General features: G+C 64.2%; 8 protein-coding genes. 5 read left to right on the forward strand and 3 right to left on the reverse strand.

What is annotated here, in order from left to right; all coding sequences use genetic code 11:
- Positions 1 to 2: 2 nt before the first annotated feature.
- Positions 3 to 3,605, reverse strand: a complete 3,603-nt coding sequence (pglX, locus tag ACWDUA_RS23675; RefSeq protein ID WP_449753468.1) for a BREX-2 system adenine-specific DNA-methyltransferase PglX — start codon at positions 3,603 to 3,605, stop codon at positions 3 to 5.
- 46 nt (positions 3,606 to 3,651) lie between these two features.
- Positions 3,652 to 7,824, reverse strand: coding sequence for a protein kinase domain-containing protein (locus ACWDUA_RS23680; protein WP_449753469.1), 4,173 nt, complete (start codon positions 7,822 to 7,824; stop codon positions 3,652 to 3,654).
- Positions 7,825 to 8,512: 688 nt separating this feature from the next.
- On the opposite strand from ACWDUA_RS23680, the gene ACWDUA_RS23685 reads away from it, so the two are divergent.
- Positions 8,513 to 9,277, forward strand: coding sequence for a protein NO VEIN domain-containing protein (locus ACWDUA_RS23685; RefSeq protein ID WP_449753470.1), 765 nt, complete (start codon positions 8,513 to 8,515; stop codon positions 9,275 to 9,277).
- Positions 9,278 to 9,395: 118 nt separating this feature from the next.
- Positions 9,396 to 10,061: a hypothetical protein gene (locus ACWDUA_RS23690; RefSeq protein ID WP_449753471.1), complete on the forward strand. Its 666-nt coding sequence runs from the start codon at positions 9,396 to 9,398 to the stop codon at positions 10,059 to 10,061.
- Positions 10,062 to 10,276: 215 nt separating this feature from the next.
- Here the strand turns inward: ACWDUA_RS23690 and ACWDUA_RS23695 are convergent, their stop codons facing one another.
- The gene (locus tag ACWDUA_RS23695) at positions 10,277 to 11,755 is read right to left on the reverse strand and encodes an FAD-dependent oxidoreductase (RefSeq protein ID WP_449753472.1); all 1,479 of its coding nucleotides are present in this window, start codon (positions 11,753 to 11,755) and stop codon (positions 10,277 to 10,279) included.
- A 364-nt stretch (positions 11,756 to 12,119) separates the two neighbouring features.
- Between ACWDUA_RS23695 and ACWDUA_RS23700 the strand changes: the two genes are divergently transcribed.
- The 3 genes from ACWDUA_RS23700 to ACWDUA_RS23710 all read left to right on the forward strand — a co-directional run bounded on the left by ACWDUA_RS23700 (position 12,120) and on the right by ACWDUA_RS23710 (position 15,298).
- Positions 12,120 to 13,163, forward strand: a complete 1,044-nt coding sequence (locus tag ACWDUA_RS23700) for an NAD(P)-dependent alcohol dehydrogenase (RefSeq protein ID WP_449753473.1) — start codon at positions 12,120 to 12,122, stop codon at positions 13,161 to 13,163.
- Positions 13,164 to 13,225: 62 nt separating this feature from the next.
- Positions 13,226 to 13,984, forward strand: a complete 759-nt coding sequence (locus tag ACWDUA_RS23705; RefSeq protein WP_449753474.1) for a class I SAM-dependent methyltransferase — start codon at positions 13,226 to 13,228, stop codon at positions 13,982 to 13,984.
- Positions 13,985 to 14,065: 81 nt separating this feature from the next.
- The gene (locus ACWDUA_RS23710) at positions 14,066 to 15,298 is read left to right on the forward strand and encodes a phospholipase D family protein (protein WP_449753475.1); all 1,233 of its coding nucleotides are present in this window, start codon (positions 14,066 to 14,068) and stop codon (positions 15,296 to 15,298) included.
- Positions 15,299 to 15,474: the final 176 nt, after the last annotated feature.

The raw sequence follows: 15,474 nt of genomic DNA on the forward strand, positions 1-15,474 counted from the left end.
CATCAGTTACCCGCCTTCTTCTTCTTCTTCTTCCGTCCGCGCGTGGGTGCTGCAGGCCGCCACTGTGCGAGTTCACTCACCGGCACGCCCACCTGCTGCGACTTCTCCTGCAACTGACCGTTGAGGTATTCGTACAGGTCGACACCGAGATTCGGGTCTGCTCCGCTGTGCCACTGTTTGACCCAGGGCAGCACCTCGGCGATACCGGCGACGACCGGCACGAGCGTCGCGCTCTCCACACCTTCGGATTCACGCATCGCATAGATGGTTGCGAGCGCCAGCCCCTGCTGTGCGTGATCCCATCCGGCCCAACCCAACAGCGGTGTGGGGTCGGTCTCCCGACCGGCATCGGGGTACAGGATGAACCGCTCCTTGGGCACGTCGAGCTTTCCGCGATGCGACCAGTAGGAGTTCTTGCGGAAGTCGGCGGTGGTGTATTTGGGCGGCACCGGGATGTCGGTTGCGGCGATCAGTCCCGCATCCTCATCGCGCTGCATATCCCACACGCGCTCCCACTCGGCTCGCTTCCGCAGGCCCGAATCCTTGTAGCGGTGGGCAGCAAGGTAGGGAACGGCTTGATCGGAAAGCAGCTTGACGAGCGTCTCGGTGACGGGGGCGTCCTTGTGTCCGGCCCACAGATCGAGTGCATCGATGAATTCCTGGTCCCGGCCCAACACGCCGGCGAGCTCACCCACCGACTGCGGCTGCGGCAACCCTTGCGGGTTGACCCACAGCTGCGGATTCTCGATTCTGTCGAGTAGCCAATCCCGCAGAGCGCGTTGAAGTTTGGTATCCCACGACTCCCCCGCCCAGCGCCGTTTGTACTCCGGACGCTCGAGAAGGCGAATATATGGATTGCTCTCGATCTCGTCGAGCCGCCGCTGCACCAGATCGCGGTACTCCTGCGGCCAGTCTGCGGGAATCTCGGTGATCGGAATGGAATTGTGCCGGTTGAACCATTCGGTTTCTCCCTCACCCGCCGCCATCCTGCGTGCCAGAGTGATTTCGAATGCGCGCTCACCAAGTGAGAGACCAGGACTCGACGCACCCTCCGGGAGATTCAGATTCTCCACGGTCAGCCCGTAGAGGTTGTAGACCTCCCAGTCGAGGTTCTCCTGTTCGGAGATCATTATCGCGCGAAGGTTGTGGCTGGCGCTCATTGCATCGTTCAGAGCTGAGCTCGTGGGCTTGTGTGTGCTGAGTAGCGCAGATGGTTCTGCTTTGGCTGCTCGTCCTGCAAGGGTGTCCAAAGTCCGGGCACGGTCTACTGGAAGCTGCGTCGAAAGCGGAAAATCTTGAAGGGTCGTTCCGGTGAATTCGTATCGGGGCTCCCATTTTTCGTCTCCGATCCCGCCGCCGATTCCACCGTTACCCTTGTCATGGCTGTTCTGCTTCAGCCAGAAGCAGGCAGTGGAGCTGTTGAGTACGCCGAGGAGCCGTAGGTGATCGTCCTCGGTCGCGCCGTCCGGCAGTTTGATAACTGGCGCAGAACGGTTGAATACCTTCCCTCCGCGGTCCAGGACGAAGTGATTGTGCGTGGCGACAAAGGCGAAGGCGATGCTCAGGGGATTGCGATAGCGTCTGGGAAAGAACATCGAATGATCGATCCAACGTAGTCCACGCTCACCAAGGGTCTTTTGAAAATCGACACGCCGACTGAGTGCTGTTCGATTAAGCCACATTACGCGGAGCGCATCGGCGTCAACTTCCCGAGCAATCCCTGACTCGTCGTATGGAAAAATGGTGACGGACGCTGGGTGAATCGCAAAGTCTCGGATATCCTCGCCCAGGACAATTGGGACAGTGTCGTTTCGTAGGTTGAGAGTTTCCGCAGCATGACGACTCATGTAGAAAGCATCGTCTAAGCCAGTGTGCGTGGTCCTCCCGATTGCATCGATCTGGTGCCCAAGTTGGTCATCTGCATTGGACTCGATCTTCGAAAGAACTTCCATAGTGCCGCCGCCGGAGAGACTCCACGGATGCGCAGCAAGATTCGCCCGTGGTAAGTCCACTACCGAGATCCATTGATCCTCGAAGCCTGGTTCGTCGACGTGTTCCACAATCGAAGTCCACACTTTGCCCTTGGCCGGGTCCTCGGGAGCGCCCGGTTCACCCTGAATACCCAGCACGGCCCGCACATCGTCGTTGGACTCACGGTTACGGCCGACGAGAATAATGGTCGGGGTGCCGTGTCCCGGGATGTAGGCGCCGGACGTATCGGCGACGAGTCTCAGATCCTTGGTCGCCAAGAACTTCTCGATCAGCGGAACCCCGAACTCGCGCTTCATGAAGGAGTTGGAGGTGATCTGCCCGACCCAGCCGGGGCGGTCGCCGCGTTTGGCGAGGGTGAAGAACCGTTCCATGAAGGGCACGGTGAGCGCGTAGGTGCCCTTGCAGTAGGTGAATCGCTCCCGATATCGCGCATTGAGCGCCTTGTCGCTGACCGTGATGTACGGAGGATTACCCACCACCACGTCGTACTGGCCGAGTGTCAGGAGCCCACGGAGTTTTGCGGCGTCTTCGGTGGAATAGGCGAAACTACTGGCCACAGCGTCTTTGTCGAACTTCTGGTCACCCAGGTCGAGCGCAACCGCACCGTCGCGCTCAGGGCCGTGAAGGAGCGAGTCGCCGGTGGCGAGATTGAGGGTGTAGTTGGGCACGTGCACGAGATCGGTGTCGCCGGATGCCTTCATCGCCGCCACGATGAGTCGGAACTTGGCGATGGCCACGGCGAAGGGATTGAGGTCCACTCCGTGAATCGAGGCCAGCGCCTTGTTGGCGCGAGTCCTGCGTTCCATGCCGGGAGCGGCTTCTTCCCAGTGTCGGACGAGTCGGGCGTAGGCACCCAGGAGAAAGTGCCCGGAACCGCAGGTCGGATCGATGAGCGTGAAGCCTTCGAGTGGTCGATCCTTGAGAGCCGGTTCCATGGTGCGGTCGAGGATGAACTCCTCCACGAACTCCGGCGTCTGGAGAAGAGCGTACTTCTTCTTGGCGTAGTCGGAGAGGTCTTGGTACAGGTCACCGAGGAAACGTGTGGAGAGCTCGGGATCATGGAAATGCCATACCAGGTCACCGTTCTCGTCGGTGCGTCGCCAGTACGCGAGGAGTTGCTCCACGGCGAACGACGTCGGTGCGATCAGTTCGATCGCCGCGTGATCGTCGACGAGTGATGCGGTACCGGGGTTGGCGCGTAGTGCCGCGAAGGACTGTTCCAGCCATTCGCGATAGGAGCGGCTGCCCTGCTCTGCGCCGCGCTCTTCGCGGTAGAACTGGTCCTCGGCGTCGAGGGCACGCTGACGCAGGGCAGGGGTCGGACCACTGATCCAGACCTTGTCGGGTCCCAGCAGCAGGTTGTCTTCGCAGAACCGAACGAAGACGGATGTCAGAAGCCAGCCCACGGCAGCCTGGACCAGCCGATCCTCGACGAAGTCCGTCCATGCGGCAGCTGTGCGCTTCTGCTCGCGTGCCTCGGCGTGCTCGGCCTTCCACGAGGCGGTGAGCTCGGCATCCGCGTCGAGCTCACCACGCATGTCCTCGACCAGCAACGCCAGCTGCGGCTTGAGATCTGCCGTCAACTGCGATCCGGCGATGGTGGCGAGAGTCATGGGTGCAGCTCCTGGGATAGATCGCTGTCGAGGGGTGGTGGGGTCGTCACGGTACGACGGTGGCGGTGGTGGTGATGATGACCAGCGCTGTCACGTCGTCGTCGGTCAGCGGGATGAACTGCTCGGGGCTGTTGAGCGGCAGTGCCACCCCGTCGACCAGTGGACCTGCCTGCCCGCTGGTGTGCGGCTGTGGAATAGTCGCCCAGACCGAATGTGGCGGTGGGTCGGTCAGGTCGGTCCACGTGCGCACGATCCCGAGCTGACCGTAGGCGGCCAGCGTGGACAGGTCGGTGAGCACCACCGGTCCGTCGACTGCGGCCACCGCGTCGACGATCGACGGAACGGCTTGGGCGACGAAACCTCGCAGCCCTTCCTGATCGGCGGCGGCGCCGGCGTCGGCGGCGAGGATCATCGACCAGTCGAGACCGACCTCCGCGGCACGCTCACGCATCGTCGCCAGGATCACATCGGTCACGTTGATGCGGGTCGCTCCGAAATGTTCGCAGAGGATGTCGGCGACCGCGTCGCTGTGGCCCAGCGGAATTCCGAGCGCACGGAACCGCCGTTCCCCCGCGCCGAGCGCATGCAGCACTTGTGACCGGGTACCGCCGGACACCACAAGTGAGGGAACCAGGGTGCGGTAGGTGGGGACGGTCGACCCCTTCGGCTCCTCCTCGACCGGGAACCGGTAGCGGGCGCGGGCGTCATCCCACGCCATGCCGGGTGCCACGCGCGCCACCAGATCGTCGAGCGCAGGGCGACGCGGCAGAGTGCCCTTCAGCATCGGGAAGCGGGCCAGTAGCCGGGTCTCGAGCTCGGCGCGCCCGAAAGTATCCGTGGTGGAAAGTCCTTGCAGCACAACATGAAGAGCGGTATCCACCGGGAGGTTCGACGCGTGGAGTTCGTTCAGGGAGGTGAGGCCGACCTCCGTCGATGAGGTGACCGCGATCCCCAGCAGCACGTGCAGCGGAACCTCCACCTCCGTCGGCGAGGCCAGGCCCAGTACCGACGCGGTCTTGGTGCGAATCGTGAGCGCTGAGTCGTCGGAGGTGACCAGAGCGGTGCCCTGACCGGTCGCCCCGGACACGAGATCGTTGGCCGCGTCGGCCAGCACGGCAGGGAGCCGTCGATGGGTGGTCGAGGTGGCGAGCATGGCCACCGTGCCTGCGCCGTGGCGACGCACCATCTCGATTCCGACATGGGCGGTGTCTGCGCTGTCTGCGGTGTCTTTGGTGGCCGGCTTCGGCGCGCACGCCAGAACCACACGCAGCACGCCCAGCGCGACCCGTTGGATGTCGGGGAGGTCACCGATCTGCATGTCGCCCACCAACTCCCGAGCCAACAGCTCGGGTGTGGACACACCACCGGAGGTGGTGATCAACGAGAGCGCACGCTGATAGAGGTCGTCGATCGTGGCCTTGGTGCGCTGGGTGGGGAACGACTTGACCGGGTCATCGGTGTGCAGCAGCGAGGAGAACTCACCGAAGATCTGCGCCACCCGGCCCGGCGTGACGTGCACACGGACGGCGAGATCGTTGTAGGTCACGAACGGGTCGGCCGGGGACTCCGCGTGTGTACCGAGCAGCAGCTCGAGGACCTGGCGGCGCATCACCGTCGGCCGTCGACCGGCGAGATCGGTGAGGGTGCGGACGAACTCGGGCAAGGACGTATACGGCGGAAGCGTCGGGGACACGTCCGACCGCTGGTCCATGACGATCACCGGCGTTGGATGGAAACTCGGTCCGTTCCCGCCCCGGCGTGATGCCTCGGTCGAGGCCGCCTCGTCGGCACGGGCGGTGAAGACGGACTTCCACGCGGTGAGCATCGCCGTGGCAGTGTCATGGCGCTTGCGTGCGTCGCGGGCCAACGCGGTCCGGAAGAAGCCGGCGAGCGCATCCGCGCGCACCTGACTCAGGCCCGCGTCGGTGAACGCCTCCACATCGATGGTGACGTCATCGGTGAGTGCCGTCGGATCCGAGCGACCGTCGCCGTACACCGGAGTGGACCCCGTTGCCATCTCGTAGAGCACCACGGCCGCCGAATACCGTTCGGCCGCAGAATCGAACGCCGTCCGCTTGCCCATGCCCAGAAACGGGTCACGGTAGGTCGGGGTACCGGCATCGGTCTCGGTGACCCCCGCGCGCGACAACGAGAAATCGAACAGGGCAAGGCTGGTCTTGGGGCGCTTGGTCTTTCCGGTCCCCGGGGTCTTCGCCATCCCGAGGTTGGATGGCTTGATGTCGCGATGGACGATCCCGGCGGCATCGAGGGCGACAACGGTGTCGAGCAATTGCGTGCCCCACAGCTTCAACTGTGCTTCACTGACCGCCATGTGTCGGACGATGTCGGAGAGCGTCTGCTCACCACAGTCGCTGAGCAACAACGCGGTTCGTCCGCCGAGATGCAGCGGCGGCTCGAGAAGTTCCACCACTCCGGGGATCGTGGGTTGCTGCTGACCGAGTTTGGCCAACACCTCGGCCTCGTCATACAGGCGTGCGGTCTTGGAGTCGTCGAGGCCCACCTTGAGGACTCGACGCTCACCGGCGGCGGAATTGTCGAGGACCAGCACGCCCCGTGCCGTCGAGCCCGCCCCGAGCAACTTGACCACGGTGAACCGGCCGTCGGCGAGCTCGTCGTCGGGCAACGGATTGAGCGGATCTGGTTCGGGCTCCACTCGGACACCGCGAGCGACGGTGTATTGCTGCAACTCGGTCCGGAACTCGGCTGCGCCGAAGTGTGGTTGCTGAGACTTCACGTCGAGCCTCACCCGATCCGACACCGACGGTCGGGTCGCCTGCAGAACCACAGCGCGTAGCGACTCGTCGACGAACCGGCCACCGGATGCGGCGAGATCGAGACCGTTCTGGATGCGCAGCCGTGCCCGCAGATCGGTGCGATCGCGTGCCGGTGCTTCCCCGGTGAACACGAAGTACGCCAACGCACCCAGCGAAAAGACGTCGACGGCGATCCGGTCTGCCGTCGGCGACCACCGATCCTCCGGGGCCTGGTAGACATCCTCATCTCCAGTGGAGCCGGCAATCGCGGAGCCGGCGACGGTCGCTGACGCCGAGGTGGATCGATGGATGCGACCGGCCCACGACCAATCCGCCAGTCGGATCTGCACGTCACCACCGTCGTCGAGGCGAGCGGTGTTGATCAGCACCGTGCTCGGGGACAGTCCCCGGTTGGACACCTGGTTGCGGTGCGCGTAGGCGAGCGCATCGGCGACCTGGGTGAGGATCTCGATCTGCTGTTCCACGCTGACCTCGCGTGTGAGCAATGCCAGATCGAGTGGCTGGAAGTCGTCCAGCTTCTCGTAGACGAGGACGGCGTTACCGTCGTCGTCCTGGGCCAGGTCGAGCGGCGGGACGATCGACTCCTGCCGGAACGAGCGGATGAGCTCGTATTCGCGCTGGATCCGTCGTCGTGCGGCCGCCCGCGCCTGCGCCGGGGCACCGCGGCGGCTGGTGACGATCCGGCCGCGACCGTGAACGCCGGTCACCTTGTGAACGACGTCGAAATCCTGCCAGTCGTCGCCGCTGTCGAGGGTGTTGCCGGTGATCGTCCACGAGCCGGCATCACGTTCCAGGCGGCGCGATGCGCCCAGTTCCCGCAAGGCAAGTGCGAGGATCACGCTCATGTCTTCGCCGTAGTTGTCGCGACCGTCGACCGGCGGCTCCAGTAGGCGTCCGGTGATCCCGGGCAATCCGGTCTCGGCTTCGCGGCCGTCGATGCCGAACAGGTTGGACTTCGCGAGGTCGGACAGGTTCACAGTGAACTCGTCACCGTGGAAGAACACTTCCTCCTGGATGAAGGGGAAGTGCCGCATCACCTTGTCGACGTCGAGTTGGTTCTCGAGTGCGACCTTACGAACCTCGTCTTTGAGGCGGGAGGCCAGCTTCTGTGCCTTGTGGCGGGTGGTGAGCAGAGCAGATCGCTGCGTGTGGGACTTGCGGCTACGGCCGGTGAGTACCCAGTTCTTCTCATTGCCAGAAAGGACGCCGTTCCAACTCTTGAGTTCCACCATGTGGAGTCGACGGCGACCCAGGATCAACGCATCGATCTCGTTCCAGCCGCCGTGGTTGTCCATGAACTCGAAGTTGGTCCACGCTCGGTACGGCGGTGCGGGCGGGACGATGTCACGAAGCTGCTTCAAGCCGTCGGCTTCATGGGCATATGCCGACTTGGAGACCTCGATCCACCGGTCGTCTGCCACCATGTCACCCGCCTGCTGAACTCGTCACGATCTGCGACCTCCGAGGCTATCAATGCGCCGCGCCGAAGTGGTCGAGGGTAGTTCGGTCGACGGTATTTCGGCTTCCTGTGCGCTTGGCAACCGGGTTTGTCGGACTTGTCGGCTACGTCCGTCGCGAAACCAGCGGGAGGACATGATGGCGACGCAGTACGGATGGTGGCGGACGTTCGAGCATTTCTGTGTGCCCGAGTCGGCGCCGGTGGCAGTCAGTAGCGAGCTCGACCGTATCGAGGCGCATCTGCGCGACAACACTGCAGGGTATGGGAGGTCCCCTGTGATCGGGTCGGACGACGGCGCCGGGTGGCGAATCGTATTCGTCGCGAGAAAGTCGCAGCTTGACGACATCCGTGTCGCCCGCCCGGGTCAGGCGGCCAAGTACGACGCGGCGCGTGCCGGCGGCCCACGGGGCAACCTCGGTGACGTGCCGCCGGTCGACGAGACCTCGGTCGCCCCCGTAGACCTCGACTCCTCGGCGAAAGTGTCACGCGTGTGGATGGAGGTCCGGCGAGACGACAACACCGACGGATTCGGCGAATGGCTGTACTCCTACTGTTACCGCGAGAACGGCAGCGCCAGGCCGGCTTTCGCCCGGGTGGAGCAACTACAACCGGACGACCACGTACTCCACTACTGGCGACATGCGATCCGTGGGATGTCGGTGGTCGACAGTGCACCGCAGGTGGACGGCGACGACGTCAGGGTGCAATTGCGCGACTTCGTGTTGTTTCCCGAGCCGGTCACCCTCGTCCTGTTGCGGGATCACACTGCGAGAATCGTCGACGTCTACCACCAGACCCGCTCGGTCCGGCGATACCAGCAGTTCCCGTTCCAGATCGATCATCCGTCGTCCTCCGAGCCCACACTGCACGGCGCGTCGGTCACCTACCTGTCTGCGGTTCCACCGGAGCTGATCCCAGCGGTGCCCCTCCTGTCTGCGCAGTATGTGTCGGCGGTCCTGGCCTCAGAGCAGGAAGATCTACCCGAGTTACGTGAGGCCGTTCGGGGACCGCAAGGACGAGGACCTGCCGATCCCAGACTGCGACGCGCGATCGAACTGCATGCAGAGGACATGGCGATAGCTCTGCTCGATTCGGAAGGTTTCACCGAGATCGAGCGGATCGGGAAGCCCTACGACCTCCGCGCAACCGGCGGCGGCCACGACGAGCTACACATCGAAGTCAAGGGTTCCTCGCAGGCCATCGATACGGTAATCCTCACGCGCAACGAGGTCATTCACGCCGACGACCACACGACCTCCCTTGTCGTGGTTGATCAGATCGAGGTCGCCATCACAGAGGACGGCTACAACTGCACCGGCGGTGAAGTGCGGCGGTGGGACCTGTGGGTTCCTGAACGAAACGCATTGACGCCGTTGCAGTTCGAGTATCGATTGCCGACTGAAGTTGTGGTGGAATGAGTCGCTGCCGCCTCGATGATGAAGGGATCTGTGGGGGGAGATTCTCGATGAGCTCGGGCTGACATCGGACCGCACCGTCAGCCTGTTGACCGATTCGGTGTGAGAGTCACCGACTCCCGTGATCGAGAAGTGGAAGGGTTCGATCACCGCCGCCATCGCATATGTCGGCAGTACAGGTGATGTGCAATTGCCGTTGTCCCAGGGATGCTCGCTCATCGTGGACGCCTCCGAGCACGCCGTTGCCGGGCATATGACCAATCCACACACGCTGTTGCGGTGCCATCGAGCAGGGGTCAGCCTCTACTCGCGTCCACACCTGCACGCCAAGATGATCTTGGCCGAATCACTCGGCGGCGCAGCCCCTTTCCTTGTTGTTGGTTCCGCGAACGCGTCTCAGCATTCCGCGAACGTACTCGAGGAGGCCGCACTGGTGACCGACTCCATCGAGCTCATCGGTCAGGCGCGTGAAGCCCTGACGATATGGAAGGCAACGTCGACGAAGCTGGGTGCCGAAGCGCTGGCCAGGTTGTGCGCGATTTACGATGACTCGACCGACGCGGGAGCATCGGAGGATGAGACTCACGGTAGCGAGGAGGCACGACGTGGAGTCGGAGGATGCGCTGCTGTACGCCGAAGGTGTCCATGTGATCCCCATCTACACGACGACAACGTCGGGAAAACCCAGCCTCCAGTCCGTGTTGTCGACGCCGGCATTGTTCCTCAGCCGATGGGCCAGCCCCGGATCCACGACGCGCTACTACTTCCTGCTTCGGTAGACATCTGAAGACGCCGTCCTCTTCTCGGATCTGAAGGATGCGTTTCAGTGAGTTCGGAGAGTCGGTGGATCGTGATATCTGTTACCTGCGGAACTCGGTGATAGATGCCGTCTTGACCTTGTGGTCGGACCTGCACTGGGTCACGACATAGGAGTCGGTCGCCTGACGAGACATGTGCGGCGGCTATCGACCCACGAGCGGACGCGGCGGCCGCGGGACGAGATCAGACGAAACTCAGCGGGCCGCACCGAACATCGAATCGTTCGCGCACGGTGTCGAGGGTGGTGCGGAAATGCTCGCGATCGTGGCGGTGGGTGAGCATGAACCGTGCGGCGGCGATCATGCGGCGTGGCAGGGGGTACCACCGATCGAAGTCGAGACCGCAGTCGGCAAAGACCTTGACCGGGACGTTGTCGGCGATGAGTCCCAGATTGTGCTGTGCGAGTGTGAACATCGTGACCGGCAACGCGATCTTCGACTTCGCCTGGAGGTCCGGAAGGTCGAGCTCGTACAGGGGTACCTCGCTGATCTTGTCCGAGAACAGCAGGTGCGAAAGGAAATAGCCCATGAACGAGGTCAGGTGCAGGGTGGCCGACCGCGGTTGGATCGAGATCACCTTGCCACCGGCGGACACGTACGGCTCGTAGGGATGGTCCTCGCGCAACAGATACCCCGTGCAGTTGACGATCCAGCTACCCGGTCCGATCGCGATCGTCGATCCGTTCCGGAGAACGAGCTCGGTGGTGCCGCCCCGGTCGACCACGTCGACGAGGCGGTCCATGATCACGTCGGTCAGGCCGCCGATGATCGTCGTCCGCTCCGATTCGGACAGGTTGGCGAACAGGAAGTTGCCGGTGGTCGGGGTCACCGCGGTGCCGTATGTCGAACGAATCCAGTTCCAGATCTCGGTCTCGTTGGTGCCGTCGAAACGTCGTGTCGACTCCAGCGCGAGGCTGCTGACCAGCGAGCCGCCCCACCATCGTCGACTGCCTGTCGGGAACAGTATGTCCCGGTTGCCGAACATGGTGCCCGAACCCGCCACCAGGTTGACCTCACGTCCGGGGTTCGCGGTGATCAGCAGGTGTGCGGTGTCCATCGCGGTCTTTCCCCCGCCGATGATCCACACCGGGGCGTCGTCGGCTCGAACCTCGTCGCCGAGGAGATCGCACGAGTTGGGCGACACCGACCGGACACGCGTGCTGGACAGCTCCAAGGGATCCATCGGCGTGACTCGTAGTCCATATGCCTTGATCAATCGTTTCGCCTGCACGAGCTGCCGCCGGCCGTCGGTCGACCGACAGGCGACGCGGACGACGCCGTCGACCTCGTCGGCGGACTCCATGTCGTGGTCGAACAGGGCCTCGACATGTGCTCGTTGCTCGATCACGGACAGGCAATGGGCGAGGTGGTCGAGCACCTCGCCGTTGGTGGCAAGGTACGAGCGGTCCCGACCGAGTGTCCATGGGATGTTCCCGGCGGTGAAGAGCTGGTGTGGTTGGTGGAGCCGCAGGTAGGGATATGCGTCGATCCACATGCCACCGACACGTTCCCGACGGTCGATCAAGACGATCTTCTGATCCTGTGACAGATATCGGCTGGCAACGAACAGTGCGTTGAGGCCGGCGATACCCGCGCCGACGATGCAGACGTCGCAGTTCGTCACTCGCAGGGTCTCTTCGTCGGTGACGTCGGAACTGGTCATGGCGGCCTCCTGGAGCGGCCCGGCCGGAACCCCGGCACTTCCGGTCCGCACATGCGAAAGCGGCCCCTATCGATCATGACGCACCGATCGGTGAGCGGCAGGAGTACTCGGCTACCCTGTCGCTCCCCGGATGGAACAGTTGGCGGTGGCCACCGTGAGAGCGGTGCACAAAGCCCTGTTGCACAACGGGTATGGCTGTCTGGGCGCGACCGAAGGAGCGGGGTCGGCAATGCCTGGGTGGACCCAGGAGCGATTGGACGGTCCCCAGAGTTCACGCCGCATTCGTCGACGGCGTCTGCGGAATCGCGCTCAGGCGAGTAGACCTGAGTGGGGGTCAACTGTCGCCGACCGAAAGATGTGAGGCATGAAGGCCATTCAGATCGTCAAGCCAGGTTCTCCGCCCGAGCTGCGCGAGGTGGACAAGCCCACGCCGGGTCCCGGACAGGTGCTGTTGAAGATCACCGCTGCCGGTGCGTGCCACTCCGACGACTTCGTGCTCAACATGCCGGCCGAAGGGTTTCCCTATCCCCTGCCCATGACGCTCGGCCACGAGGGCGTGGGTGTGGTCGCCGAACTCGGCCGTGGCGTGACGAGCGTGTCCGAGGGGACGTCGGTGGCGGTGTACGGCCCGTGGGGTTGTGGCGTCTGCCATTTCTGCTCGCGGGGTTTCGAGAACTACTGTAGCCGCGCAGCACAACTCGGCATCGCACCGCCCGGCCTCGGGAACGAGGGCGCGATGGCCGAGTACATGATCGTCGACGACGCACGGCACCTGGTCCCGCTCGGTGACCTCGACCCCGTTCACGCCGTACCGCTCACCGACGCCGGACTCACCCCCTACCACGCCATCAAGTCGTCACTGCCCAAACTGGTCGGCGGTACCACCGCAGTCGTCATCGGTGCCGGTGGCCTGGGACACGTCGGCATCCAGTTGCTCCGACACCTGACGCCCTCACGGGTGATCGCACTCGACGTGAACGAGGAGAAGCTGGGGTTCGCCCGCGAGGTCGGAGCCCACGACACCGTTCTGAGTGACGCCGACGCCGTCGCCAATGTCCGGAAGATCACCGGAGACGCCGGCGCCACCGCCGTCTTCGACTTTGTCGGCTACCAGCCGACCATCGACACCGCGATGGGAATCGTGGGCACCATGGGTGACGTCGTCATCGTCGGGATCGGTGACGGCGTGGCCGCGGCCAAGGTGGGGTTCTTCGCCCAGCCCTATGAGGTGTCGGTACGCACACCGTACTGGGGTACCCGCGATGAACTCATCGAGGTGATCGACCTCGCCCGTGACGGTCGGATAGAGATCGCGACCGAGAAGTTCACGTTGGACGACGGCCTCGAGGCATACCGCAAGCTCGCCGCCAACGAATTGCGCGGCCGGGCCGTGGTGGTGCCCGCCTGACGACCTGATGAACACAGCGAATCGGTACGTGGACTGGATGGGGTCGGCGTAGCCTCGGATCCGTGAGCTTTGACGTCGCAGGCGACGCCTACGACAACTTCATGGGGCGGTACTCGCAGCCGTTGGCGGAAGCCTTCACCGACTGGTTGCCGATCAGCTCTGGGCACCGGGCCCTCGATGTCGGGTGCGGCCCCGGCGCGTGGGCCGCAGTACTGGCCAGGCGGCTCGGCCCCAAGAATGTCAGCGCCATCGATCCATCGTCGTTGTTCGTCGCCGCGTGTCGTGCCGCGCTCCCCGACGTCGACGTCCGCCAGGCGAGGGCCGACGCACTTCCCTATGCCGACGACACCTTCGACGTGGTCGGAGCGAACCTCGTCGTCAGCTTCATGCCGAACCCCCACGCCGGCCTGACCGAGATGGCTCGCGTGACCCGGCCCGGCGGTCGGATCGCGGCGACGGTCTGGGACCTCGCCGGTGGTCGTGCACCCATGGCGGCGGTGTGGACGGCGTTCGAGACGCTGGGCCTCCCCCTGGTGGACGAGACGCACATGCCCGGAGGTGCCGGCGGGGAGATGGTGACGATGCTCCACGACATCGGACTGTCCGACGTCACGGGAACAGAACTGGTGGTCAGGGTGCGGCACAACACCTTCGACGACTGGTGGAACCCGTACTTGCATGCGGTCGGCCCGATCGGCGAGGCCGTGGCCGCGCTCACGCCGGCCGAACGTGAGCAACTGCGCGCCGCATGTCGGGAAGCGCTGGGACCGGGCCCCTTCGATGTGACGGCCGTCGCACATGCTGCGCGGGCAACGGTGTGAGACGGCTGTTCGCACACCTGTTGCCGAATTGTCGGGTGGTACCTGTGGGCGGCGATAGTTGAAACCGATAGTATTCCGCCGGTGAGAACGCTCGACACCCTCGGCCTGACGTCGGAACGCACGGTAAGCCTGGTAACCGATTCGGTATGGGAGTCGTTGACTCCTGTCCTTCAGAAGTGGCCGGGTCGGGTGACCGCGGCCGTCGCCTACGTGGGGTACACCGGCGACGTGCAGTTGCCGTTGACCGCCGGCTCGACACTGATCGTCGATGCGTCCGAGCATGCCGTCGACGCCCACATGACCAACCCGCACACCTTGCTGCGGTGGTACCGCGCCGGAGTGAGCATCTACTCTCTCCCCCACCTCCACGCCAAGATGCTTCTGGCCGAGAGCGATTCGGGCCAGGAACCGTTCCTGGTCGTCGGTTCCGCGGATGCCACCCAACACTCCGCGAGCATTCTGCACGAGGCCGCCCTCGTCACCGACTCCACCGAACTCGTCGAGCAGGCCCGCACGACCTTCGCGGAGTGGAAGTCGTCGGCGACCAAGGTGGGATCGGCGGCACTCACCCGGCTGTGCGCGCGGTACGACGGCACCTCGGTGCCGGTGGAGGCCGACGCCGATGACGATTCGACGGCCATCGCTGACGACAATGACCTCACTGCTGCCGCCGATGCCTCCGAGACCGTGAACACGGACCCGGCCGACGCCACCGCGACAGAGGACGAGTCCGCCGACACAGAAAAGGTCGGTGCTGCGTCGACCGGCGATGACTCGATCGACCCGGAGCAGGTTGGCGTCACATCCACGGTGGCCGAGCCGTCGGATGCCGGCAGCATCGCCTACCAGCGGCCACAGCGCGTGTACCTGGCCGCCGTCCGCGCGAACCTCGAGATACCCGATGACGCCATCGACCATGCCGAAGTCCTGGCCATGGAGCTGGGAGTCGACGATGGGTCCGGTCTCACCGTCGAGGTGTTCCGGCAGAACGTCGACTCCGGGCTCGAGCCGCTGTATTCCGAAGGTGTCCACATCCTTCCGATCCGCACGACCACCAAGCGGGGCAACCCCAGCTCGAAGTCGGTGTTGGGGACGCCCGGTCGGGTGATCGGACGGTGGATCGACAGCGACCCCGACACACGGTATTACTTCATCCTTCGTCAGACCTCGTCGGAGGTGGTCCTGTACGCCGACGCGAAGTACGCATTGCGTGAGGGCGGCGTAACCGCGGAACTCGACATGGGATACCTCCGTCGCAGCGTCATCGACGCGCTCATCGGCCTGTGGCCCGGACTACGGTGGACGACGCCGTAGGTATCGGAGCCGGGGCGACGGCTGTCATCGGAGATTGAGCTGGCACGCCACACCCATCATCGATGGTCGAGCCGGGACCGCCGTTGGTGATTTCAGTGTCACTCTTGTGGAGCCACCAAGTTGGTGGTTGTGTTCAGTCCACCGGGCATCTGGCTCTGTTGGTGGTTGACCGTTCC

The organism is Gordonia sp. NPDC003376 (assembly GCF_053589235.1).

What these genes read in the sequence shown, in the direction of transcription:
- pglX (WP_449753468.1), bottom strand. Translation starts at nt 3,605, where the DNA reads ATGACTCTCGCCACCATCGCCGGATCGCAGTTGACGGCAGATCTCAAG.
- ACWDUA_RS23680 (WP_449753469.1), bottom strand. Translation starts at nt 7,824, where the DNA reads ATGGTGGCAGACGACCGGTGGATCGAGGTCTCCAAGTCGGCATATGCC.
- ACWDUA_RS23685 (WP_449753470.1), top strand. Translation starts at nt 8,513, where the DNA reads ATGTCGGTGGTCGACAGTGCACCGCAGGTGGACGGCGACGACGTCAGG.
- ACWDUA_RS23695 (WP_449753472.1), bottom strand. Translation starts at nt 11,755, where the DNA reads ATGACCAGTTCCGACGTCACCGACGAAGAGACCCTGCGAGTGACGAAC.
- ACWDUA_RS23700 (WP_449753473.1), top strand. Translation starts at nt 12,120, where the DNA reads ATGAAGGCCATTCAGATCGTCAAGCCAGGTTCTCCGCCCGAGCTGCGC.